This window comes from Streptomyces sp. NPDC023723 (genome assembly GCF_040639815.1).
Lineage (GTDB): Bacteria > Actinomycetota > Actinomycetes > Streptomycetales > Streptomycetaceae > Streptomyces.
Genome location: NZ_JBFAAP010000008.1, coordinates 181,512 through 205,731 on the forward strand (window position 1 = coordinate 181,512; position 24,220 = coordinate 205,731).

Sequence of the window (24,220 nt, forward strand, 5' to 3'; positions counted from 1 at the left end):
CCTCACCCCTTCTGCTCCACCCGCACCCAGTCCACCTCCGCCCGCACTCCGCCGCCCGCGATCCGGTCCACGCTCGACTGCGGCAGGCCCCAGTAGGGCGTGGTGACCTGGTTCCAGCCGGCCGGGTACGCGCCGCCCAGCGCCAGGTTGAGGATCAGGTACTGGTTGTGACCGAAGACCCACTGGCCCCGGGTCGCCTCCAGCTTGTTCCGGGTCGTCTCCTGGACCAGGCGGTCGTCGACGTAGAAGCGCATGCCGGTGGGCGTCCACTCCACCGCGTACGTGTGCCACTGGTCGGCCCGGCCGCCCGCCGGATACACCTGCCGGGCGCCGATGTTGCCGTCCGCCGAGTAACCCGGGCCGTGCAGCGCGCTGCTGGTCCAGTCGGCGTAGCCGATGTTCTCCATGATGTCGGTCTCGCCGGACGCGGGCCAGGAGACGGACGGGTCGTCGACATCGCTGCCGAGCAGCCAGAACGCCGGCCAGAAGCCGTCGCCAACCGGGAGTTTCATGCGGGCGCTGACCCGGCCGTAGGTGAAGTCGAACTTGGTGTGGGTGTCGATGCGGCCGGAGGTGAAATCGTACGTGCCGCCGCCCGCCTGCGTGCAGCCCTTGCAGTACTTCGGCTGGAGGACCAGCGCGCCGTTCTCCTGCCGGACGGTGTCGGTGGAGTCGACGTACGCCTGGGACTCGCCGTTGACCGGGCCCATCTCCGTGCCGGTGCGCACCACCCGCCACTTCGAGCGGTCCAGGGCGGCGGAGGTGAAGTCGTCGAAGAAGGTGGTCCGGTACGCGCCCGCCTGGTCGCCCGGCAGCGCCGGGTACGCCGCCGACGCTGAGCCGCCGGTGCCCCAGACCTCGAACTCGTAGAGCGAGTAACCGAATTGAGCGGTCGCCGGGGCCGGATTGTAGAAGGAGCGGCGTTCCTTGCCGAGCATGCGGACGTAGCGGCCGGTGGCGGGGGCGGGCAGCCGGACGCTGTCGTGGCGGCCGGTCGCCTCCGCCGGTGACTTGACGTCCGCGCGGCGGGCGGCCACCTCGGCGGCCGAGGGGCGGTACACCGTGCGCCAGGTGCGGTTGTCGTCGGAGACCTGGAGTTCGTAGTCGACCGCGTACGCCGCCTCCCAGTACAGGTCCACGGTGTCGATGGCCGACGTGGCGCCGAGGTCGACGGAGACCCAGCGGTCGGCGTTCCAGTCGCTGGACCAGCGGGTGGCGTCGGCCTTCAGGTCGGCCGGTGCGCCGCCGTCGGTGACGAACGCCGGTGAGTTGCCGGCGTGCTGGTAGTAGTTCGAGTAGGCGGGGTGGTTCAGGGCGAGGTTGGCGCGGGTGGTGGTGGCGGGGGCCGGTTCGCCGCCGTACACCTTGAAGGACCACAGCGAGTAGCCGTAGGGGGTGGCGCGCTCCACGCCGCGCAGGCGGACGTAGCGGGCTCGCACCTCCTGCGGGTAGGTGTGCGCGGTGACCGATCCGCCGGTGCCGGCCGTCTCCGTGTAGAACGGGGTCCAGGCGGTGCCGTCGGTGGACGCCTCCAGGACGTATCTCTTGCCGTAGGCCGCCTCCCAGTCGAGCACCACCCGGTCGACGCGGACGACCGCGCCGAGGTCGACGCGCAGCCACGCGTTGTCGGTGAAGTCGCTGGACCAGCGGGTGCCGGCGTTGCCGTCGAAGGCCAGGCCGGGTGCGCTGCCGGCGTTCTCGCTGCCGGAGGCGGTGACGGCGGCCGGGTTCGCGGCGTAGGCGGTGGCGGCGCGGTCGGTGTCCCAGGCCGCCGCCACCGCGGGGCGCGCGGCGGCCGGCGGCGTGAACGCCGGGCCGGCGGCCAGCAGGGTCAGCGCCGCGAGGGCGGTCAGGAGGGTGCGGGATGGCATGGAGGTCTCCTCACAACGGAATGACGTGTACCTGACATTACGTGTACCTGACATTCGGCTTGATGTACGGACCGGTGTTCGTACGGTCCACCGGGCGCGGGCTCCCGCGTCCGCGCCCGGTGACCACCGCACCGCCGGTCAGGCGGCCCTGCTACCCCGGACGCGCCCGTGCTCCCCGATGATCCCGGCGTACCGCCGTCCGCTGCCCTTGATGGTGCGGGTCTGCGTCCGGTAGTCCACGTGGACCAGCCCGAACCGCTTGTCGTAGCCGTACGCCCACTCGAAGTTGTCCAGCAGCGACCAGGCGAAGTACCCGGCGAGCGGGGCGCCCCTGCGGGCCGCCGAGGCGCAGGCGGCGATGTGGGCGGCCAGGTACTCCGCGCGCTCCGGGTCCTCGACCGTGCCGTCCGGGCGGACGGTGTCGGGGAAGGCCGAGCCGTTCTCCGTGACGTACAGGCGTCGTGCGCCGTAGTCGTGAGTGAGGCGGAGCAGCAGGTCCTCGATGCCGCTCGCATCGATCTCCCAGTCCATGCCGGTGCGCGGGACGCCGGCGCGGCGGACGGTACGGACGTAGGGGGCCGGGGCGGCGGGGTCGGCGGCGACCGTCTGGGGGAAGTAGTAGTTCAGGCCGAGCCAGTCCAGGTCGGCGCCGATCAGCGCCAGGTCGCCGTCGCGTTCCGGCAGGTCGACGCCGTACAGCTCGCGCATGTCGGCGGGGAAGCCGCGGCCGTGCACCGGGTCCAGCCACCAGCGGTTGGTGTGGCCGTCCATGCGGCGGGCGGCCGCCATGTCCTCCTCGCCGGAGGTGGCCGCGTGGATGGTGGAGAGGTTGTTGACGATGCCGACCTGGGCGCCCGGCGCCGCGGCCCGGATCGCCTGCATGCCCAGACCGTGGGCGAGCAGCAGGTGGTAGGAGGCCCGGACGGCCGCCGTCAGGTCGGTCCAGCCGGGGGCCATCGTGCCCTCCAGGTGGCCGATCCAGGCCGAGCACAGCGGCTCGTTGAGCGTGGTCCAGTGCGTGACGCGGTCGCCCAGGCGCTCCGCGACCACGGCGGCGTACGCCGCGAAGTGCTCCGCCGTCGACCGCTCGGGCCAGCCGCCCCGGTCCTGGAGCACCTGCGGCAGGTCCCAGTGGTAGAGGGTGACGGACGGGGTGATGCCCGCCTCCAGGAGCGCGTCGGTCAGTTCGTCGTAGAAGGCGAGGCCCTTGGCGTTGACCTCGCCGTCGCCGCCGGGCAGCACCCGCGGCCAGGCGATGGACAGGCGGTAGGCGTTGGTGCCCAGGCGCCGCATCAGGGCGATGTCCTCGCGCCAGCGGTGGTAGTGGTCGCAGGCGGTGTCGCCGTGGTCGTCGCCGGCGATCCGGCCGGGGGTGTGCGCGAAGGTGTCCCAGATCGACGGCGAGCGGCCGTCCTGCGCCACGGCACCCTCGATCTGGTACGCCGAGGTGGCCGTGCCCCACAGGAAGTCGTGCGGGAGGGCGGCGAAGTCGATGGTCACGTGGGTCCTTTCGAAGACGGGTGGGTCGGTCACTTGACGGCCCCGGCCGTCAGGCCGGCCACCAGGTAGCGCTGGAGCAGCAGGAAGCCGGCCACCACCGGGACGCTCACCACGAGCGAGGCGGCCATGATCTGGTTCCAGTAGACGTCGTTGAGGGTGGAGTAGCCCTGGAGGCCGACGGCGAGGGTGCGGGTGGTGTCGTTGGTCATCACGGACGCGAACAGCACCTCGCCCCACGCGGTCATGAAGGCGTATACGGCGACCGCGACGATGCCCGGGACCGCGGCCGGCACGACGACCCGCAGCAGCGCGCCGAGCGGACCGCAGCCGTCCACCAGGGCCGCCTCGTCCAGGTCGCGCGGCACCGAGTCGAAGTACCCGATCAGCATCCAGATGGAGAAGGGCAGCGAGAAGGTGAGGTAGGTGAGGATCAGGCCGCCGCGGGAGCCGAACAGGGCGATGCCCGTCGCGTTGCCGATGTTCACGTACATCAGGAACAGCGGGAGCAGGAAGAGGATGCCGGGGAACATCTGGGTGGACAGCACGGTGACCGTGAAGGCGCGTTTGCCGCGGAAGTCGTGGCGGCTGACGGCGTAGGCGGCGAAGACCGCGATCAGCACCGAGCAGACGGTCGCCGCGCCCGCCACCACCAGCGAGTTCAGGAAGTACCTGGCGAGCGGGACCGTCGACCAGATGTCGATGTACGGGCGGACGGTCAGCTCGCTGGGCAGCCAGCGGAACGCGCTCGTCACGTCGGCGAGCGGTTTCAGCGAGCTGGAGACCATGACGTAGACGGGCAGCAGGACGAAGGCGGTGAGGAGGGTGAGCACGGTCCGCCGGGTCCATACGAAGGAGCGGGGCGGGGCCATCGGGGACCTAGGCACGGACATGGACCCTCCGGCGGCGTGCGGTGACGGCCAGGTAGACGCCCGTCACGACGAGCAGGAACAGCAGCAGCAGGACCGACATCGCGGCGCCGCGGCCGAAGTTCCAGGTGGCGAACGACTCCTGGTAGATGTGGACGGAGATCAGGTCGGCGGAGCCCGGAGCGCTCCGGCCGAAGAGGACGAACGGTGTGTTGAAGTCGTTGAACGTCCACAGGAACAGCACCAGGACCAGCACCTGGTTGACCGCGCCGAGCGACGGCAGGGTGATGCGGCGGATTCGCTGCCAGGTGCCGGCGCCGTCCAGGGCGGCGGCCTCGTACAGCTCCCCGGGGATGTTCTGGAGGCCGGCCATGACGATCAGGAAGGCGAACGGCCAGCCCTTCCAGACCGAGACGGTGAGCAGCGCGACGAACGCGTTGTCGCCGATCAGCCAGAAGGAGGGCTGGTCGGTGAGGCCGAGCTGGTCGTGCAGCACGTGGTTCACCAGGCCGTTGTCGTGCTGGAACATGAAGACCCAGGTGATGACGGCCGCGTAGACCGGCAGCGCGTACGGGACCAGGAACAGGGCGCGCAGCAGGCCGCGGCCCCGGAAGGTGTCCTGCATGCAGATCGCCGCCGCCGTGCCGATCAGCCAGCACAGGCCCACCGAGGTGACGGTGAAGGCGACGGTGACGAAGAAGGAGTGCAGCAGGTCTTCGCCGACCGGGGTGTCGAAGTCGACGGAGACCCGGTAGTTGTCGAGGCCGGACCAGGGGGCGGTGCCCCAGTCCCGGATGAAGAACTGGGTCAGTTCCTTGAAGCTCATCACGACGCCGACCACCATCGGCACCAGGTGGACGAGGAGTTCGAGGAGCAGGGCGGGCAGCAGGAGCAGGTAGGGCAGGGAGACGCGGCGGAGCCGGCCGGGGCGGCGCCGGCGGCGGTCCGCCGCCGGACCGGCCGGGGCGGCGCCGTTGTCCGCCCGGCCGCCGGCCTGTTCGGGAGCGGTGGTCGTCACGGTGCTCACTCCGCCGGCATCTGCTGCTGGGCCTTCTCCAGCTTGGCCTCGACCGACGCGGTGGTGACCGCGCGTCCGGCGGCGGCGTCGGCGAACAACTCCTTGATCGCCGTACCGACGGCCGTCTCGAACTGGGACTCGGCGGGCACCTGCGGCAGCGCGACGGCGCTCTTGGCCAGGGTGTCCTTGAGGACCGCGTTGGCCGGGGTGTTGAAGGCGGGGTCGGACTGGGCGGCCTTGACCGGTGGTATGGAGCTGTACGCCTTGTTGAGGATCTTCTGCTCCTCGTCGCCGGTCATGAACTTCACGAACTCGGTGGCGCCGGTGAGGTTGTCGGTGTTCTTGAAGACGGCCAGGTTGATGCCGGCCACCATGGAGTTGACGCCGGTACCGGTGCCGGGGGTGCCCGACTGGACCGGGACCGGCGCGATGCCGTAGGCGTCCTCGGCCATGCCCTGGGACTCGAGGTTGGCGGTGGCGGTCTGCCAGAGCAGCATGGCGTTCTTGCCCTTGGCGAAGTCGCTGACCGACTGGTTCTGCGCGTACTCGGCGTTGCCCGGCGCGATGATCTTGTCCTTGGCCATCAGGTCGACGTACTGCTTGACGGCCGCCACGGTCGCGTCGCCGGTGAAGTCGGCCTTGCCGTCGGCGGTGAAGAAGTCGGCGCCGTGCTGTTTGACGAAGACGTAGGCGTGGTGGATGTTCTCCGACGGGTTGGAACCCTCGGCGCCCAGGCCCCACTTGCCGTCCTTGGACAGCCGCCGGCCCGCCGCGACCAGGTCGTCCCAGGTGGCCGGGGGTTTGCTGATGCCGGCGTCGGCGAACATCTGCTTGTTGTAGTAGAGCGCGTACGCCAGGGAGTACAGCGGTACCGCCGCCGGGTCCTTGCCCTGGGCGCCGGTGGAGCCGAGGGCGGAGGCGACGAAGCGGTCCTTGCCGCCGATCTTGTCGAAGTTCGCCGCGTCCCAGGGCAGCAGGGCGCCGGTGGCCTGGAGCGAGGCGCTCCAGGTGTTGCCGATGTTGAGGACGTCGGGGCCCTGCCCCGAGGTGGCCGCGGTGAGGATGCGGTTGAGCAGGTCGGACCAGGGCACGACCTCCAGCTTGACCTCAATGCCGGTCCGCTTCTCGAACTTGTCGAGTTCGGGCTGCAGGACCTTCTTGTCGATCTCGACGCTGGCGCCCTGGTTGGAGGCCCAGTAGGTCAGGGTCTTCGGCGCGCCGTCGGACCCGCCGCCCGTCGGTGAACCGCCGCCGCAGGCCGAGGCGGCGAGGGCGAGAGACAGGGTGACGGCGCCTGCGGCCGCGGCTCGGATGCTGCGCATGGCACTTCGGGTCCCTTCACGGAATGCACTCACGACTTAATTTAGGACGTGAGTTAAACCCTGAGAGATGGGCTCGTCAAGGGTTCGCGCACCACTCGTCGAACTCTGTCCCGCCCCTTGACGGCCGCGTTCGGAAGGCTGAAGCATTCCTCGCCGAGAGAGCGCTCCCTCCTCCCCCGCCGTTCACTTACTGAACAGACCGACAGGAGAGCCGCCCCATGCCATCCCCCGTGCCGTCCCCCGTACCGCCTCGTCCCGCCCCCGGCCGCAGAGCCGTCCTCGGCGCCGCCGCCGCGGCCGCCCCCGCGCTCGCCGGGCTGTCCGCCACCCCGGCCGCCGCCGCCCCCGCCGCCCCCGCCACCGGCCCGAAGAAGTCCCTGGCCGCCCTGCCCGGCGGCGGCGACCTCGGCCCGAACGTCATCGTCTTCGACCCGTCGACCCCCGGCATCCAGGCGAAGCTCGACGAGATCTTCCGGCAGCAGGAGTCGGCCCAGTTCGGCACCGGCCGCTACCAGTTGCTGTTCAAGCCGGGCACGTACAACGGCCTCAACGCCCAGATCGGCTTCTACACCTCCATCTCCGGGCTCGGCCTCTCCCCCGACGACACCACCATCAACGGGGACGTCACGGTCGACGCCGGCTGGTTCAGCGGCAACGCCACCCAGAACTTCTGGCGTTCGGCGGAGAACCTCGCCCTGGTCCCGGTCAACGGCACCAACCGCTGGGCGGTGTCGCAGGCGGCCCCGTTCCGCCGGATGCATGTGCGCGGCGGCCTCAACCTCGCCCCCGCCGGCTACGGCTGGGCGAGCGGCGGCTACATCGCGGACAGCCGGATCGACGGCCAGGTCGGTCCCTACTCCCAGCAGCAGTGGTACACCCGGGACAGTGCGGTGGGCGGCTGGCTCAACGCGGTGTGGAACATGGTCTTCTCGGGGGTCGAGGGCGCCCCCGCGCAGAGCTTCCCGAACCCGCCGTACACCACCCTGAACACCACCCCCGTCTCCCGCGAGAAGCCCTTCCTGTACCTCAGCGGCAGCGAGTACCGCGTCTTCCTCCCCGAGAAGCGGACCAACGCCCGCGGGGTGTCGTGGGGCAGCGGCACGCCGCGCGGCACCTCCCTGCCGCTGAGCCAGTTCTACGTCGCCAGACCGGGCGTCACGGCGGCCACCCTCAACGAGGCGCTGGCGCAGGGCCTGCACCTGCTGCTGACGCCGGGGATCTACCACCTGGACCGGCCGGTGGAGGTGAACCGCGCGGGCACCGTGGTGCTCGGCCTCGGGTACGCGACCCTGATCCCCGACAACGGGGTGACGGCGCTGAAGACCGCCGACGTGGACGGCGTACGGCTGGCCGGGTTCCTGATCGACGCGGGGCCGGTCAACTCCCCGGTGCTGCTGGAGGTCGGCCCGCAGGGCGCCACCCGCGACCACTCGGCCAACCCGGCCACCGTGCAGGACGTGTTCGTGCGGATCGGCGGCGCGGGCGCCGGCAAGGCCACCACCAGCATGGTGATCAACAGCCGGCACACCATCGTCGACCACACCTGGATCTGGCGCGCGGACCACGGCGAGGGCGTCGGCTGGGAGACCAACCGGGCCGACTACGGGCTCGTCGTCAACGGCGACGACGTGCTGATCACCGGCCTGTTCGTGGAGCACTTCAACAAGTACGACGTGCAGTGGAACGGCCAGCGCGGCCGGACCGTCTTCTTCCAGAACGAGAAGGCGTACGACGCCCCCAACCAGGCCGCGATCCAGAACGGGTCGGTCAAGGGGTACGCCGCGTACAAGGTCGGCGACAACGTGACCGAGCACGAGGGCTGGGGACTGGGCAGCTACTGCTACTACAACGTCGCCCCGACCATCGTCCAGCACCACGGCTTCGCCGCCCCGAACCGCTCCGGGGTCCGCTTCCACGGCCTGCTGGTCGTCTCGCTGGGCGGCAACGGGCAGTACGAGCGGGTCATCAACGACACCGGATCGCCGACGTCGGGGACGTCGACCGTGCCCTCGACGGTGGTGTCGTACCCGTGACGCGGCCGTCGTGAGACCGGGCCGGCCCGGCGGCGGGCCGGCCCCTTCGCGGACCGGCGCATTTTGATCCGGACATGGTGACCGACCGGTACGGTTCGACCATGGAATCCGGAACGAGTCCCGCCGCCGACGCGACCGTCGGGCCCACGGCGGCCATCAAGTCCACCGCCCGCCGACTGCTGGACACGCTGGGGGCCGGCGGGCTGTCCCTGGACGCCGTCGCCGACGCCTGCGGTCTGTCCCGCGCCGAGGTGGCGGCCGTCTTCCCGCACCGGGACGACCTGCTGACCGCGCTGCTCGTCGACGCCTACGACGCGTCCGGCGCCGCGCTGGAACAGGCCGACCGGGACGCCCTGGCCGCCGGTGCGCCGGCGGGCGCGCGGCTGCTCGCGGTCGCCCGGGCGCTGCGGCAGTGGTCCTTCGCGAACACCGCCGAGTTCACGCTGGTCTACGGTTCGCCGGTGCCCGGCTACCACGCCCCGCAGGAGACCGTGCCGCCCGCCTCCCGCACCCCCGCGGTGCTGGCCGGCATCGTGCGGTCCGCGCTGGAGGCCGGTGAACTGATCCCGCCCCGGCGCACGGTGCCGGGTCCGCCGCTGCTGCGGCCGGAGGCCGTGGCGCTCTTCGGCGGCACACCCGGCGCTCCGTACACCGACCTGGTGGAGCGCGGCATCGTGCTGTGGAGCGGGCTGATCGGGCTGCTGGTGTTCCAGGTCTTCAGCCGCACCCACGACAGCGTCAGTGACGAGGAGACGTTCTTCGACTTCGCCGTCGCCGTGGTGGCCGAGGGCATCGGGCTCGACGTCCCCGCGGGCAGAAGCACGGGTGGGAACACCGACGGACCGTGAACACCATCAGAACGCTCTGCTTCGCCATAGCGGCGCTGTCCTCGTACGCCGCGCTCGGCTACCGGCTGGGCCAGGTGCGGCGCAACCGGCGGGACAGCGCCTACCGCATCCTGGTGGCCACGCTGCTGCTCCAGTGCCTCACCTTCACCATGGGCGCCGTGGCCATGGGCGACGGCTCGCTGCTGGGCGTCGGCAACCTGGCCATCCTGCTGATGCACCTGTCGGCGGTGGCCTTCTGCGTCTGCGCGCAGATCATCCTGCTGCACTGGGCGGCCTCCGAGGCCGAGGCCGCCCGCCGCAGCCGGTACTGGCTGGTCACCGGCATCGCCCTGGACGTGCTGCTGACGGTGCTCTTCCTGGTCGCCGACGGCACCGGCCGGCCGGCCTCCGACTTCGACACCGGCAGCGGCCGGCCCCTGGTGCTGACCTACCTGCTGCTGTTCATCGTCTCCCAGGCGGTGCCCTGCGTCACCATCTTCCGGCAGTGCGGCCCGTACGCCCGGATGACCGACAAGCCCTCGCTGCGGCAGGCGCTGCGGCTGCTGTCCGTGGCGGCGGTGGTCCTGTTCCTGTACTGCACGGCCCGGACGGTCAACATCCTGACCGCCGCGGCGGGCCTGGACATCGGCGCCTGGACGCTCGCCTCCAACCTGTTCAGCGCGGCGGGCATCGCCATCCTCTCGATCAGCCTGACGAAGCCGTCCTGGGGCGGGCCGGCCGTCAGGCTGCTGGACTGGGCGGACAACTACCGCTCCTACCGGGTGCTGTATCCGCTCTGGCGGGATCTGTACGAGTCCTCCCCGGACATCGTCCTGGAGCCGCCCGGGTCCGCGGTCTCCGACCTCGACTACCGGCTGCACCGGCGGGTGGTGGAGATCCGGGACGGCTGGCGCGACCTCCGGCCCTACATCGACCGCAGGGTGAACGGCGCGGACGGGCCAGGTGCCGAGGCGAGCGCGGAGTCCCGGCAGGCGTTCGCCGAGGCGGCCCGGATCCGGCAGGCGCTGCACGCCAAGCGGGCGGGCACGGTCCCGGAGGACAACATGGACGCCGCGGACTTCGAAGATCGTGATTCGGACAACTTCGCCGCGGAGACCGCCTGGCTCACCCAAGTCGCCACCGCCTACCGTAAGCTCAGCAAGGTGGGTTGAGAGCTCCCGCCCGGTCCGTTCCCCCGTCGGACCGGGCGGGCCTTTTACTGCTCGGCCCGGTCCGGTCCCGCCCAGCCTCGTGACCCGTCCGTCGATGGGGCCGGGCCGAGCGGTTCGCCCGGCCCGGCCGGACCGGCCCACCCCCGAGGACCGGTCGGGCCGACACCGCCGGAAACCAACTCGGCCACCCCCGTGGACCGAGTTAACTGCCAGCTATCGGCGCGCTCCCACGTTGGCGGAGACATGCCCAATTGTCAACTGCCAGCTAATCTGGAAAACTGGCGGATAGCCAAGGGCATATCCGAGGGGCGCCGGAGGGAGGACCACCCGTGACCGAGCCCGACGACCGACCGCTGCTCGCCACGCGTCTGGAGGACCTCTTCAAGACGGTCCGCCCCAAGGGCAGGCACTGGACCAACGCCGAGGTGGCGGAGGAACTCAAGCGCCACAACCCCGACCTCAAGGTCGGCGGCGTGTACCTGTCGCAGCTGCGTACCGGCAAGCGCTCCAACCCCTCGCCGGACCTGCTGGCCGCCCTGGCGCGGTTCTTCGGTGTGTCGGTCGCCTACTTCTTCGACGACGAGGTCGCCGAGTCGGTACTGGGCGAGCTGGCCGCCGTCGAGGCGCTGCGGCAGGCGGGGGTGCGCGCCGTGGCGATGCGCGCGGCCGGCATGAAGCGGGAGAACCTCCAGGCGATCACGGCCATCATGGACCAGTACCGGCAGTTGCAGGGGCTGCCCCCGGTCACCGATGCCCCCGAGCCGGAGGGCGGGCGGCCGGCGCGATGAGAGCCTTCCGGAAGAGCCGGCCGGCCGAGCCGGACCGCCGCAGCCAGCTCAAGAAACTGCGCAAGGCCGGTGCCGAGCGGATCGCCGCCCTCGGCCTGCCGGACGTGGCCGACGTGGCCGAGCTCTGCCGGCACCTCGGCACCGTCCGCGGCCGGCCGATCACCCTGGTGCCGATGCAGATGCCGGCCTCGCACCCGTGCGGCATGTGGGTCGCCGCCCGCGACGAGGACCTCATCTTCTACGACGCCAACACCACCGGCGCGCATCAGGAGCACATCATCTTGCACGAGCTGGGACACATCATCTGCTGCCACCGCGGCGCCGGCTGGCTGGACGAGACGACCGCCCGTCTCCTCTTCCCCAACCTCGACCCCGATCTCGTGCGCGACATGCTCCTGCGCGCCACCTACGACGACGTCCAGGAACAGGAGGCGGAGATCATCGCCTACCTGCTCTCCCAGCGGGTGGGCAGCACCCGGGACCCCAAGGGCGCACCGCCGGTGGAGGAATCCGGCCAAGGCGGGGGCACGGACGGGAACGCCGTGCTCAGCCGGATCGAACGCACCCTCATCTGAGCCGCGGATCCGAGCCGCGGACCTGAGATGCGGACCTGAGATGCGGACCTTGACGCACCGGTCATCCCCCGGCCGCGGCCACCTCCTCGGCCAGCACCGACACCACGCGCCGGATGTCCTGCTCGCGGTGCTCGCTGGTGACGAAGAAGCGCAGCCGGGCCAGGCCCTCCTCCACGGCGGGGTGGAAGATCGGGTCGGCGACGACGCCACGGTCGTAGAGCCGGTCGGCGACCCGGAGGGTGCGGGCGGAGTCGCCGAGCAGGCACGGGACGATCGGGGTGTGGGCGCTGACGCCGGTGGCGAGCCCGGCCCCGGTGGCCAGGGCGCGGAAGAGGTCCGCGTTGCGCCGCAGGGCCCGTACCCGCTCCGGTTCGGCGCCGATCAGCTCGGTGGCGGCCAGCGCCGCCGCCGCGTTGGCCGGGGTCAGTCCGACGCTGTACACGAAGCCCGGCAGGGTGTGCCGCAGCCACCGCACCATCCTGGCCGAGCCGCCCAGATAACCGCCGCAACTGGCGAACGCCTTGGACAGGGTGCCCATCCACACGTCCACGCCGGACCGGTCGACGCCGAAGAACTCCCCGACCCCGCGCCCGTGTTCGCCGACCGTGCCGATGCTGTGCGCCTCGTCCACCATCAGCAGGGCGCCGTAGCGCCGCTTCAGTTCGATCACGGCCGGCAGGTCGACCAGGTCGCCGTCCATGCTGTAGGCGCCCTCGACGACGACCAAGACCCGCCGGAACCGGGCCCGGTTGACCCGCAGCAGGTGCTCCAGTTGGCCCATGTCGTTGTGCGCGAACGGGCGGCGCGCGGCGCCGGACAGCGCGCAGCCCTGCAGGATGCTGTCGTGTGCGAGCGCGTCGTGCAGCACCAGGTCGCCGTGGCCGACCAGGTGTCCGACCGCGGTGACGTTGGTGGCGTGGCCGCTCACCAGGGCCACGCAGTCCTCGGTGCCGAGGAAACCGGCCAGCGCGCCTTCGAGGCGCACGGTCAGCTCGCGTTCGCCGGAGAGCACACGGCTGGCGGACACCGAGGTCCCGTACCGGTCCACCGCGCGGCGCGCGGCCTCGTTCACCGCCGGATGGCCGGACAGGCCGAGGTAGTTGTAGCTGCCGAAGGACAGGTAGGGACGGTCGTCGATCACCGTGGTGTCGCGGATGTTGCCCTGGTGGACGCGGAAGTAGGGATAGCCGGCCCCGCTGTCCGCGATCGCGTGGAAGCGTTCCTCGAACTGCCGCAGCTCGGGGAAGTCGTCGACGCGGGAGCTGTCGGCATCCCACTGGGGTGGCCGCGGGGCGGCCGCGGCCGGCGCGGGCCCGGGCGGTCCGCCGGGGACCGGCCGCTCACCGCGGTGCGCGGCGGCCAGGTCGATCAGCCGCCGCACGGTGAGGCCGGGGGTGTACATCTCCTCGGTGCGGAAGCCCGGTATTCGCTTGCCTATGCCGACCTCCAGCTCCTCCAGCATCAGCGAGTCGAATCCCAGATCGGCACCGAGGGCCATCCGCTCCGCGACGTCGGACGGCGGGAACACCCCGACCCGCGCCACCTCTTCGAGTACGACGCCGGCGGCGACGGACGCGGTGGGGGTGCCGGGGACACCGGCCGGGACGGGCGCGGGCCCGGCACCGGGTACGTCCCGCGGCCGGGGCGCCGGGTGCACGGACTCCACCCGGGGCGCGCCCGCCTGGCGGGGCACGGTGGGTGCGGGCGCGCGGGCGGATTCGTCCAGTACCCAGTGCCGGCGCGGGGCCAGCGGGCTCGGCGGCAGCGTCAGTGGCGGTACGCGCTGCCCGGTGGGCGGCAACTCCGGTGCGGTCAGCGCGACTTCCGCGAGCCGGTCCAACGCGGCGGTGCGGGACTCGGCGGGCGCCGGCCGCGGGGGGGTGGCCGGCGCGGGCTCGCCGGGGCGTGCGGTGCCCGACCGTACGCCGGGCGCGAGTTCTCCGGTACGGCCCGCCGCCACCGCCTCGGCGGCGCGGGTCAGTTTGCCTACGGCGTCGGCGGCGTCCTCGGCGACCACGGCCAGCCGTTCGGCGAGCGGGGTGCGGCGCGCGAGGGTGTCGGCCACCTCGGCCGGCGACGGCTTGTCGTCGGCGATGGCCCGGGCCACCTCGCGGGCGTGCCGGGCCAGTCCGGACCGGTCCCGGGCGGTGAGCACCAGCAGCTGCGGCGCCTCGTCCCGCTCCGGGCGGGCCGGCCGCGTGGCGCACTCCTCCAGCACCAGGTGGACGCCGGTGCCGCCGAAGCCGAAGGCGCTGACGCCCGCCCGGCGCGGCTGCCCGGCGTCCGGCCACGGGGTGCCGCGGGTCGGGACGGTCAGGCGGGCCGCGTCCAGCCCGGCGGCACCGGTCAGCCCGAACGCGGGCTGCGGCGGCACCAGTCCGCGGTGCACGGCCAGGGCGGCCTTCATCAGCCCGGCCAGGCCCGCGGCGGCGAGCGAGTGCCCGACCACCGCCTTGACCGCGCCGAGGTAGGCGGGCGCGCCGTCCGCTCCGCGCAGCTCGCGCAGGGCACCGATCTCCACCGGGTCGCCGACCGTGGTCGCCGTGCCGTGCGCCTCCAGGTAGCCCACCGCGTCCGGGGCGAGGTCCGCGTCCCGGTAGGCGCGGCGCAGGGCGCGCAGCTGACCGGCGGCCTGCGGATGCATGCCGCCCTGCACGGTCCCGTCGTTGGCCGTGCCCACGCCGCGGATCACCGCGTAGACCCGGTCGCCGGCCGCGAGCGCGTCGGTCAGCGGCCGCAGCACCAGGATGCCGGCGCCCTCGCCGAGCACGAAGCCGTCGGCGTCCGCGCCGAACGGCAGGCACCGGCCGCTGCGCGAGATCGCGCCGATCCGGCACAGTCCGATCAACAGGTCGGGGGTCAGCACGAGTTGGGCGCCGCCGGCCAGGGCGATCCGGCTGCGGCCGGCCCGCAGCGCGTGCACGGCGTTGGCCACGGCGATCAGCCCGCCGGAGCACGCCGCGTCCAGCGCGTAGCTCTCGCCGTGCAGATCGAGCACCGAACTGACCGTGTTGGGGCCCATGTTGAGCAGCAGTCCGGCGACGGAGGTGCCGTGCAGCCGGTCGACCGCGCGGACCATCTCCAGCGCCCCGGTGTCGGTGGTTCCCGTCCCGAACTCGCCGCCGGCCAGCTGGCGCATCCGGATCTGGAGGGTGCTGATCTCCCGGTACCCGCTCTCGGTGAGCGCGGTGATCACCGAGGTCTCCTCGCGGTCGAAGCCCTCGGCCTCCCAGCCCGCGTCCTGCACCGCCTCGCGGGCCAGGTCGATCAGCAGCCGGTGCTGCGGGTCCATCGCGCGGGCCCGGCGCGGCGGGATGCCGTAGTGGGCGGCGTCGAAGTGGCCCACGTCCGGCAGCAGCGCCATGGTGTCGGTGTAGGCGGCCGAGGCGTCCCGGAAGGACTCCCCGAGGAAGGCGGCGGACCGCCACCGCTCGTCGGGTACCCGGGTGAACTGCGGCCGGGGGTCGGTGAGCAGCCGCCAGTACTGGTTCAGGTCCGCCGCGCCGGGGAAGCGGCAGGCCATGCCCACGATGGCGACGTCGTCGTGGCGTGCCCGGGGCGTGGCTGCCGGGGGGTGGGTGGTCTCGGGTCTCATGGGGTGTCCCCCACTCGCGCGCGCCACCAGTCCACGGTCGCCCTCAGCTGTTCGTCGAGCGGGGTGGCCCGCAGCGCGAACTCGGCCTCGTAGGCGCTGGAGTCGACGACGAAGGGCCGGTCGAACTGATAGCGGACCTCGCGCAGTTCGCGCAGCAGCGGGGAGAAGACCGCGGCGACGGCGTGCACGGCCGGCGGCAGGCCGCGGACCGCGACCGGTGCGGTGCCCGCCTGGGCGGCGAGGCGGTCCACCATCTGCCGGGTGGACAGCGCGGGCTGGTTCGGGAGGTGCCAGGCCCGGCCCCAGGCGCGTTCCTCGCCCGAGACCTCGACCAGCGCGCGGGCCACGTCGGGCAGATAGCTCCAGCTGTGCGGGGTGTCCGGGTCGCCGAGGGCGGAGACCGGCTTGCCGCGCAGCAGCCGGGGCATCACCCGGGCGGCCAGGTGGCCGCCGTCGGTGACGCCGGGGCCGAAGAAGTCGGCGGCCCGTACCTCGACCGCCTTGATCCGGCCCTGTTCGGCGAGTTCGCGGGTGCGTTCCCAGACGGCGGCGCGCACCCGGCCCTTGCGGCCGGTGGCCGCCGGCGGCAGGTCCTCGGTCAGCGGGCCGTCCACCGGCCCGTATCCGTACAGGTTGCCCAGCATGACCAGGACGGCGCCGGTCGCCTCGGCCGCCGTGTGCAGCGACGCGGCCAGCGGCGGCCAGTCGTCGGCCCAGCGGTGGTACGGCGGTGCGGCACAGCCGTAGACGGTGCTCGCGCCGCGCACGGCGTCGGTGAGCGCCGCGGGGTCGGCGGCGTCCAGCGCGATGTGCTCGATGCCGGGTTCGGGTTCCCGGCCCGACCGGGTGACGACACGTACGGGGTGGCCCTGTTCGGCCAGCAGCCGCGCGGTGGCGGCACCGGCGGGCCCTGATCCAATGACGACTTGAGGATTCACGCGCGCACCCTAGCGTGCGGGCCCGCCCGCGCGGCGCCAGACATGTCACGAGCATGCCACACGGACTCCGGGGCCTTCCACTACTCCCCGGGGAGTAGGCCCGGCCGACCGCCTCCCTGGGGAGTATCCGGCAACTCCCCCTGCCGCGCGACGAATTCGCCGTCCGTTCCCCCAAGACTGGAGCCCGTCCATTAACATCGATAGCTAACGAATAAATAGGAATCTAAGGAGGCCCCCGCATGGGAGGCGTTGAGCGCAAGAGCGGCATGCGCCGCAAGGCCCTGCCCTGGGCGGTGCTCGGTCTGTGGATCGTCCTGCTCGCGGTCGTCGCGCCGTTCGCGACCAAACTCGGCGACGTACAGGTGAACCGGGCGGTCGACTACCTGCCGACCAGTGCCGACTCCACCCAGGTCGCCAAGATCCAGGACGCGATGCCGGGCGGCGAGGCGACCTCGATCGTCGTGGTCTACCACCGCGACGGCGCCCTCACCGGGACCGACAGGGCCACGGCCGCCGCACAGATCACCCGGATCGACGGGCAGTTCGAACTGACCGGCACCCCGCGGGCGGTGACGTCCGAGGACGGCAGCACCGTCATGTATCCGGTCAGCACCACCACCCCCGGCCAGGACGACGAGAAACGGGACGCCTTCGTCGCCGACGTGCGGGAGGTGACCCGCGGCGGCGACGGCCTGGACGTGCGGGTCGGCGGCCCCGACGCCATCTCCTCCGACGCGCGGGGACTCTACGGCTCGGTGGGCGGCCCGGTCCTGTACACCACCGTCGCCGTCGTGGCGATCCTGCTGATCCTCATCTACCGCAGCCCGTTCCTGTGGCTGGTGCCGCTCGCGGTGGCCGGCATCGCCGACTTCATGTCGATGGGCGCCGCCTACGGCCTCAACCAGCTCTTCGACACCACCATCAGCAGCCAGAGCTCCAGCGTCATGACGATCCTGGTGTTCGGCGCGGGCACCGACTACGCCCTGCTCATCGTCGCCCGCTACCGCGAGGAACTGCGCCGCGCCGCACAGCCCTACGACGCCATGTGGGCCACCCTGCGCGGCTGCGGCCCCGCCGTGCTGGCCTCCTCCGGGACCGTCGCGGTCGGTCTGCTCTGCCTGCTCTTCGCCGACCTCGGCAGCAGCCGCGGCATGGGCCCGCTCGGCGCCCTCGGCGTGCTGTGCGCGCTGGCCGCCATGATGACCCTGCTGCCGGCCGTCCTGGTGCTGCTGGGCCGGCGGGTGTTCTGGCCGTCGGTGCCCGTCTACGGCTCCCGGCCCAAGGCCCGCCGCTCGCTGTTCTCCGCGATGGGCAGCTCCGCCGGCCGCCGGCCGCTGACGGTGCTGGCCTCCGGTGCCGTACTGCTCGGCGCGCTCGCGCTCGGCGCCTTCAGCCTGCCCGAGAGCCTCAAGCAGGAGGACTCCTACACCGAGACGCCCGAGTCGATCGTCGCCACCCAGACGCTCGCCGGGGCGTTCCCCGACCGGGGCACCGAACCCCTGGTCATCGCCGCGGCCACCGACCGGGCCGCCGAGGTCATGCGGACCGTGCGGGCGACCGCCGGGGTGGAGAGCGCGGAACGCGGGCGCAGCAGCGGCGGCTGGACCGAGATCTCCGTCATCACCGACTCGGTGCCGCAGACCTCCGGCGAGACCGCCACGATCGAGGCGCTGCGCGCCGAACTCGACGGCCAGGACGCCTACGTGGGCGGCCTGAGCGCCGAGCAGCTCGACCTGAAGGAGACCAACGACCGCGACCGCGTCATCGTGGTGCCGATCGTGCTGGCCGCCGTCCTGCTCATCCTGGTCGCCCTGCTGCGCAGCCTGGTCGCGCCGCTGATCCTGCTCACCGCGGTGGTCGCCGTGTGGGGCGCCTCGCTGGGCATCGCCGGTCTGGTCTTCGGGCCGCTCTTCGGCTTCGAGGGCACCGACCCGGCGCTGGCCCTGCTGTCCTTCGTGTTCCTCGTCGCCCTCGGCGTCGACTACGGCATCTTCCTGATGCACCGGATGCGCGAGGAGTGCCTGAACGGCCAGGACCCGGGCACCGCCGCGCTCACCGCGCTGCGCACCACCGGCGGGGTCATCGCCTCGGCGGGACTGGTCCTGGCCGGCACCTTCGCGGTGCTGACCGCGATGCCGGTGGTCACCCTGGTGGAGCTGGGCTTCGTGATCGCGGTCGGAGTGCTGCTCGACACCTTCCTGGTGCGCACGTACCTGGTGACCAGCGCGAGCGTGGCGCTGGGCCGCAAGGTGTGGTGGCCGGGCCCGCTGTCCCGCACCCCGGCGGCGGCCCCCGCCGAACAGGAGCGGAAGCTGTCGCCCACTCCGTGACCCGCCCACGGGCGCCCCGCACCGCGCGGGGCGCCCGTCCACGCTGCACAGCCCAGGGGGAGACGATACGTACGTGAACGCGATCCGAGCGGTAAGCCGGCCGGCCGGCGGCGCCACCGCGAGCGAGCGGCAAGTCCGGCGCCAGGACGCGCTGTCGGCGGTACTGATGGCGGTCAGCGCCGTGGTCATCGGGCGGCTCGGCCAGGACGACGGGCGGGCGCCCGACACCGTGGGCTGGGCGCTGCTGCTGGGCGCGCATCTGCCGATGGTGTGGCGGCGCCGGGCGCCGCTGCTGTCGTTCCTGGCCCTGGTCTGCTTCCTGGTGCCGTACCACGCGCTCGACTACCATCACGGCGCGCTGATGGTGGTCTCCATGGCCGCCCTCTACACCGTCGCCGCCACCGGGCCGGTGCTGCGCTCCGTGGTGGCGGGCGCGGGGGTGGTGGGGGTGATGCTCGCCGTGAAGTTCTCCCAGGGGCTGCCCCAGGGGGCCGACGCGCTGCGGGTGTCCGGGTGGATCGTGGCCTTCCTGGCCTTCGGGATCTGTCTGCGCTACCACCGGCAGAACGTCGCCGCCGCCGTCGAACGCGCCGAGCGCGCCGAGCTGTCCCGCGAGGAGGAGGTGCGCCGCCGCGTGGTGGAGGAACGGCTGCGCATCGCCCGCGACCTGCACGATCTGCTGGCCCACAGCATCACCCTGGTCGGGGTCCGCACCTCGGTGGCGGCCCATGTGCTCAACGCCGACCCGGACCGGCTGGACCGGGCGGCCGTGGCCCGGGCGCTGGAGGACATCGCGGAGACCTGCCGGGCGACCCGCACCGAGATCCGGGCCACCCTCCAGGTCCTGCGGTCGGGTCCGGAGCACGGGCGCGGCCCGCTGCCCGGCCTCAACGCGCTGCCCGGCCTGGCCGCCACCGCCCGTACCGCGGGTGCCGCGGTGACCCTGCGGATCGCCGCGGCGCCGGACGCGCCGCCCGCCGTCGGCGCCGCGGCCTACCGCATCGCGCAGGAGGCGCTGACCAACGCGGTACGGCACGGCGGGCCGCACCCCGCCGTCGAGCTGCTGGTGCGCGAGACGGACGGCGCGCTGCACGTCCAGGTCACCAACCGGGCCACCGAGCCGGTGCCGCCCGCCGCGCACCCGCCGGGTTTCGGACTGGTGGGCATCCGGGAGCAGGCCCGCAGCGTCGGCGGCACCCTGGAGGCGGGGCCGCGGCCCGGCGGCCGGTTCGAGGTGCGGGCGGTGCTGCCGCTGGGGCCGGCCACCGGGCCGGCGGGGCAGCCGGCCCAACCTGCCGGGCGGACCCGGCAGCACCGGGCCGGGAAGGCCGGCGAACACACCGGCACCATGCGGAGCACCGAGAACCCCGGAACGCGCGCCGGGACCGCCCCGGTGCCGGCCCACGCCGGTGCCGCGGCCCGGGACACCGATCCGGACACAGACAGGGCGATCCGATGACCATCCCCATCCGCGTACTGCTCGCCGACGACCAGACCCTGGTCCGGGCCGCGTTCGCCATGCTCGTCGAGTCGGCCCCCGACATGGTGGTGGTGGGCGAGGCCGGTACCGGCAAGGAGGCCGTCGAGCTGGCCCGGACCACCCGGGCCGACCTGGTCGTCATGGATGTGCGGATGCCCGACCTGGACGGCATCGAGGCGACCCGGGTGCTGGCCGCCGACGAGGACCTGGCCGGCGTCAAGGTCCTGATCCTGACGACGTACGACACCGACGAGCACGTGGTCGAGGCGCTGCGGGCGGGCGCCTCCGGGTTCCTGGTCAAGGACACCCGGCCGGCCGACCTGCTCGACGCGATCCGCACGGTGGCCACCGGCGAGGCGCTGCTCTCCCCCGGCCCCACCGCCCGGCTCATCGCGCAGGTGCTGCGCGCCCCCGGCCCCGGCGGTCCGGCCCGGGCCGTGCCCGCCCGGCTCGCCGCGCTCACGCCCCGGGAGCAGCAGGTCCTGGTGCTGGTGGCGCGCGGTCTGAACAACGCCGACATCGCCGAGGCGCTCGGCCTCAGCCCGCTGACCGCCAAGACCCACGTCAGCCGGATCATGGGCAAGCTGGACGCCCGGGACCGGGCCCAACTGGTCATCGTGGCCTACGAGTCGGGGATCGTGCAGCCCGGTACGGACTGAGCCGCCGGGACTGCGGAAGGGGCCGGTCGGCGGCCCTGCGGCTGCGACCGGCCCCCGGCGGTGCGGGCGGACGGGCCTACTCGGGCCGTCCGGCACCGGGCGAGCCGACCAGTTCCTCCCGGCCCGTCTCGGCCGGCCGGTGCGCGGCCGGCCGGCGGCGGCCCGAACGGGCGTCCAGGAACGCCCTGATGCGGCGCTCGACGGGGTCCTCGTAGAAGCGGTGCACCAGCCAGCCCACCAGCAGGGAGACCGCGAGGCTCACGCCGGCCCACAGCCAGTGCGCGTTGACCGGCGTGACCGGGTCCAGGAAGAAATCCACCATCTCCTTGTCCGGGTAGACCATCGCGGCGACCGTGAAGATCACCGTGAAGTGGAACAGGTAGACGCCCATCGAGATCTTGCCGAGCGAGACCAGCGCGGGCCGGGCCCACAGCGAGCCGCGGCCGTCGATCTCGCGCTGGGTGTAGGCGGCGAGCAGACAGGCGTAGAGCGGGGCCATCACCAGGTCCAGCGGGTCGTGCGGCACCTCGCTGCGGATCGAGGCGCCGGCCAGCAGCCACATCAGGCCGAGGGCGACCGCGATGACGGCGGTGACCTGGCCGACCGAGAAGCGGAACCGCAGTCCCCGGCGCATGGCCGCGGCCATCAGCACGCCGAACAGGAACTCCTGGATCCGGCCCGGCGGTGAGTAGATCCCGAAGGTCAGCCCGCTCGCGTCGTCCAGCGAGAGCGGCTCGCTGGGCGGATAGGCGAGCCACAGCACGATCCGCAGCGCCCAGCCGTAGGCGAGGGTCGCGACGGCGATCCAGGCCAGCTGCCGCAGGCTGCGGCGCAGCGCGAAGCGGCCGACCCACAGGAAGATCGCGTAGAAGAAGACGACGCAGGACAGCATCCAGGTCACCGGGTTGGTGGTCTCCAGCACCACGCCCGGTATCCACGCCTGCACGAAGAACAGGCTGGCCAGCGCCGCGCCGGTCATGTGTGCCACGTCGGTCCCGGGGGCCGCCAGGGCGAAGCCGAGGGGCAGCGCGATCGCGATCACCAGGGTGGGCCAGATCCGCGCCATGCGACGGCCCATGAACCAACCGAAGGTGTCGTTGCCGCGGAAGCTCCAGGTCAGCGCGAAGCCGGACAGGACGAGGAAGAACGTACCGCCGGAGCCGGCGAGTCCGAGGACGTCGTTCACGTGCGGGACCGGCGTCATCACGGCGATGTGCGAGATGAACACGGTGAGGGACATCAGGAACCGCAGGCCCGTGAGGGAACGGATGTTCCTGACCGGCGGTGGTTCCAGTTCTTCGTTGACGGACTTGGCCATTTTCGCCTCACTGAAGATTCGAGATCGACCCACCGACCGTGCCAGCGCGCCGCAAAGCCCCCATCAACCCGCGGCAAACCACCGGGCCCGGGCCCGGCCGGCAGCACGGACAGCGCAGCCGCGGCCGGGGCCGCGCGCTGCGCTGTGTCTGTGTGTGGGAGGCGGATGGCGGGTGGCGGGTGGCGGCCTCAGTCGATGCCGCGCACGATGTGCCGCTCCGCCGGATCGTCCTCCACGCCGGCCAGGACGAGTGGCGGCGCCGGTGACTGTTCCCGCTCGCGTCGCTGGTCCTCCGGTTCCTCGTGCATACGACTCCTCTCGAAGGCTGGGGGCGGGGACGGCCGCGGGTTACCGCCCGACCGCCGCGGTCAGGGCGGCGGCGCGGTCGGTGCGCTCCCAGGTGAAGTCCGGCAGTTCGCGGCCGAAGTGGCCGTAGGCGGCGGTCTCGGCGTAGATGGGCCGCAGCAGGTCCAGGTCCCGGATGATCGCGGCCGGGCGCAGGTCGAACACCTCGGTGACGGCCCGCTGGATGGTGCCGACCGGGACGGTGCCGGTGCCGAAGGTCTCCACGAACAGACCGACCGGCTCCGCCTTGCCGATGGCGTAGGCGACCTGCACCTCGCAGCGCCGCGCGAGTCCGGCCGCCACCACGTTCTTGGCCACCCAGCGCATCGCGTACGCCGCGCTGCGGTCCACCTTGGAGGGGTCCTTGCCGGAGAACGCCCCGCCGCCGTGCCGGGCCATGCCGCCGTAGGTGTCGATGATGATCTTGCGGCCGGTCAGCCCGGCGTCGCCCATCGGGCCGCCGATCTCGAACCGTCCGGTCGGGTTGACCAGCAGGCGGTAGCCGTCGGTCTCCACCTTGATGCCGTCGCCGGCCAGCCGGTCCAGCACCGGCTCGACGACCTGCTCGCGGACGTCCGGGGTGAGCAACCCGTCCAGGTCGATGCCGGCGGCGTGCTGGGTGGAGACGACGACGGTGTCGAGGCGCACCGCCCGGTCGCCGTCGTACTCCACGGTGACCTGCGTCTTGCCGTCGGGGCGCAGGTAGGGGACGGTGCCGTCGCGGCGCACCTCGGTCAGCCGGCGGGACAGCCGGTGGGCCAGTTCGATCGGCAGCGGCATCAGGTTCGGGGTCTCGTCGCTCGCGTAGCCGAACATCAGGCCCTGGTCGCCGGCGCCCTGCCTGTCCAGCGCGTCCGCGTCGCCCTCGACCCGGTTCTCGTACGCGGTGTCGACGCCCCGCGCGATGTCCGGGGACTGCGCGCCGATCGACACCGACACACCGCAGGAGGCCCCGTCGAAGCCCTTGGCGGAGGAGTCGTAGCCGATGCCGAGGACGGTCTCGCGGACCAGGGCCGCGATGTCGGCGTACGCCGTGGTGGTCACCTCGCCCGCGACGTGCACCTGGCCGGTGGTGATCAGTGTCTCGACCGCGACGCGGGCCGCCGGGTCCTGGCGCAGCAGCGCGTCGAGGATCGTGTCGCTGATCCGGTCGGCGATCTTGTCGGGGTGGCCCTCGGTCACCGACTCCGAGGTGAACAGTCGCTTGTCCATCTTCAACTCCGTTGCGGAAAGGGCGAGATGTGCGTCAGGGGTGGGCGCGGGCGGCGGGGGCCGGTCAGTCGTCGGCGTAGAAGCGCGCCCACAGGTCGATCTCCTCGGCGGACGGGGCGGGCGCCGCCGGCAGCCGTTCCGGGTGGCCGTCCGGCGGGGCGTTGAGGACCGTCCCGGACGGCTCGGGATCGTCGGCCGGGTCGGCGTCCGGCGGGACGTACACCCATACCGCGCCCGCCGCCCGCAGTCCGTCGTAGACGACCCGGCCGAGATGGCCCGCGCACATCCAGAGCCCCTTCGCCAGGACCACGAGGAGGCCCGGCCGCCGGCCGTCCCCCGCTCCCCGCCGCACGTCCGACACGTCCGCCCGC

At 72.8% G+C, this 24,220-nt stretch carries 18 protein-coding genes; 8 read left to right on the forward strand and 10 right to left on the reverse strand.

Annotation, left to right across the window (positions count from 1 at the left end):
- Positions 1–2: 2 nt before the first annotated feature.
- The 5 genes from AB0G32_RS12515 to AB0G32_RS12535 form a co-directional block, all read right to left on the reverse strand.
- On the reverse strand, positions 3–1,871 hold the full coding sequence (locus AB0G32_RS12515) for a discoidin domain-containing protein (RefSeq protein ID WP_361161882.1): 1,869 nt from the start codon (positions 1,869–1,871) through the stop codon (positions 3–5).
- Positions 1,872–2,009: 138 nt separating this feature from the next.
- Positions 2,010–3,371, reverse strand: coding sequence for a GH1 family beta-glucosidase (locus tag AB0G32_RS12520; protein WP_361161883.1), 1,362 nt, complete (start codon positions 3,369–3,371; stop codon positions 2,010–2,012).
- A 29-nt stretch (positions 3,372–3,400) separates the two neighbouring features.
- Complete coding sequence (locus tag AB0G32_RS12525) at positions 3,401–4,240, reverse strand: carbohydrate ABC transporter permease (RefSeq protein WP_361162004.1); 840 nt, start codon at positions 4,238–4,240, stop codon at positions 3,401–3,403.
- 7 nt (positions 4,241–4,247) lie between these two features.
- Entirely contained in the window at positions 4,248–5,264 is a 1,017-nt protein-coding gene (locus tag AB0G32_RS12530; RefSeq protein WP_361161886.1) for a sugar ABC transporter permease, read from the reverse strand.
- A complete protein-coding gene (locus AB0G32_RS12535; RefSeq protein WP_361161888.1) occupies positions 5,261–6,577 on the reverse strand; it encodes a sugar ABC transporter substrate-binding protein in 1,317 nt (438 codons plus the stop codon). Before AB0G32_RS12535 ends, AB0G32_RS12530 begins: the two co-directional genes overlap by 4 nt.
- A 218-nt stretch (positions 6,578–6,795) precedes the next feature.
- Between AB0G32_RS12535 and AB0G32_RS12540 the strand changes: the two genes are divergently transcribed.
- From AB0G32_RS12540 to AB0G32_RS12560, 5 genes are all read left to right on the forward strand, one after another.
- Entirely contained in the window at positions 6,796–8,610 is a 1,815-nt protein-coding gene (locus tag AB0G32_RS12540) for a coagulation factor 5/8 type domain-containing protein (protein ID WP_361161891.1), read from the forward strand.
- A gap of 101 nt (positions 8,611–8,711) precedes the next feature.
- Positions 8,712–9,458 carry a TetR-like C-terminal domain-containing protein gene (locus tag AB0G32_RS12545; protein ID WP_361161893.1) on the forward strand — a complete coding sequence of 249 codons (747 nt, stop codon included), beginning with the start codon at positions 8,712–8,714 and terminating at the stop codon, positions 9,456–9,458.
- Positions 9,455–10,609: an MAB_1171c family putative transporter gene (locus AB0G32_RS12550; protein WP_361161895.1), complete on the forward strand. Its 1,155-nt coding sequence runs from the start codon at positions 9,455–9,457 to the stop codon at positions 10,607–10,609. The genes AB0G32_RS12545 and AB0G32_RS12550 overlap by 4 nt, the downstream gene beginning before the upstream one ends.
- A gap of 329 nt (positions 10,610–10,938) precedes the next feature.
- The gene (locus tag AB0G32_RS12555) at positions 10,939–11,397 is read left to right on the forward strand and encodes a helix-turn-helix domain-containing protein (protein ID WP_361161897.1); all 459 of its coding nucleotides are present in this window, start codon (positions 10,939–10,941) and stop codon (positions 11,395–11,397) included.
- Positions 11,394–11,972, forward strand: a complete 579-nt coding sequence (locus tag AB0G32_RS12560) for a toxin (RefSeq protein ID WP_361161899.1) — start codon at positions 11,394–11,396, stop codon at positions 11,970–11,972. The genes AB0G32_RS12555 and AB0G32_RS12560 overlap by 4 nt, the downstream gene beginning before the upstream one ends.
- A gap of 61 nt (positions 11,973–12,033) precedes the next feature.
- On the opposite strand, the gene AB0G32_RS12565 is transcribed toward AB0G32_RS12560, so the two are convergent.
- Together AB0G32_RS12565 and AB0G32_RS12570 are read right to left on the reverse strand one after the other, a co-directional pair.
- The gene (locus AB0G32_RS12565; protein WP_361161901.1) at positions 12,034–15,567 is read right to left on the reverse strand and encodes an aminotransferase class I/II-fold pyridoxal phosphate-dependent enzyme; all 3,534 of its coding nucleotides are present in this window, start codon (positions 15,565–15,567) and stop codon (positions 12,034–12,036) included.
- Positions 15,564–16,505, reverse strand: a complete 942-nt coding sequence (locus AB0G32_RS12570) for an NAD-dependent epimerase/dehydratase family protein (protein WP_361161903.1) — start codon at positions 16,503–16,505, stop codon at positions 15,564–15,566. The genes AB0G32_RS12565 and AB0G32_RS12570 overlap by 4 nt, the downstream gene beginning before the upstream one ends.
- Before the next feature lie 239 nt (positions 16,506–16,744).
- On the opposite strand from AB0G32_RS12570, the gene AB0G32_RS12575 reads away from it, so the two are divergent.
- The 3 genes from AB0G32_RS12575 (at position 16,745) to AB0G32_RS12585 (ending at position 20,974) form a co-directional block, all read left to right on the forward strand.
- Positions 16,745–18,835, forward strand: coding sequence for an MMPL family transporter (locus tag AB0G32_RS12575; RefSeq protein WP_361161905.1), 2,091 nt, complete (start codon positions 16,745–16,747; stop codon positions 18,833–18,835).
- A gap of 82 nt (positions 18,836–18,917) precedes the next feature.
- Positions 18,918–20,294 carry a histidine kinase gene (locus tag AB0G32_RS12580; protein ID WP_361162006.1) on the forward strand — a complete coding sequence of 459 codons (1,377 nt, stop codon included), beginning with the start codon at positions 18,918–18,920 and terminating at the stop codon, positions 20,292–20,294.
- Positions 20,291–20,974, forward strand: a complete 684-nt coding sequence (locus tag AB0G32_RS12585) for a response regulator transcription factor (protein ID WP_361161907.1) — start codon at positions 20,291–20,293, stop codon at positions 20,972–20,974. The genes AB0G32_RS12580 and AB0G32_RS12585 overlap by 4 nt, the downstream gene beginning before the upstream one ends.
- Before the next feature lie 76 nt (positions 20,975–21,050).
- Here AB0G32_RS12585 and AB0G32_RS12590 read toward each other — a convergent pair whose 3' ends face one another.
- From AB0G32_RS12590 to AB0G32_RS12600, 3 genes are all read right to left on the reverse strand, one after another.
- Complete coding sequence (locus AB0G32_RS12590) at positions 21,051–22,292, reverse strand: acyltransferase (protein ID WP_361161909.1); 1,242 nt, start codon at positions 22,290–22,292, stop codon at positions 21,051–21,053.
- 348 nt (positions 22,293–22,640) lie between these two features.
- Positions 22,641–23,849, reverse strand: coding sequence for a methionine adenosyltransferase (gene metK, locus AB0G32_RS12595; RefSeq protein ID WP_361161911.1), 1,209 nt, complete (start codon positions 23,847–23,849; stop codon positions 22,641–22,643).
- Between the two features lie 64 nt (positions 23,850–23,913).
- Positions 23,914–24,210: a DUF6059 family protein gene (locus tag AB0G32_RS12600; protein WP_361161913.1), complete on the reverse strand. Its 297-nt coding sequence runs from the start codon at positions 24,208–24,210 to the stop codon at positions 23,914–23,916.
- Between the last annotated feature and the right edge of the window lie 10 nt (positions 24,211–24,220).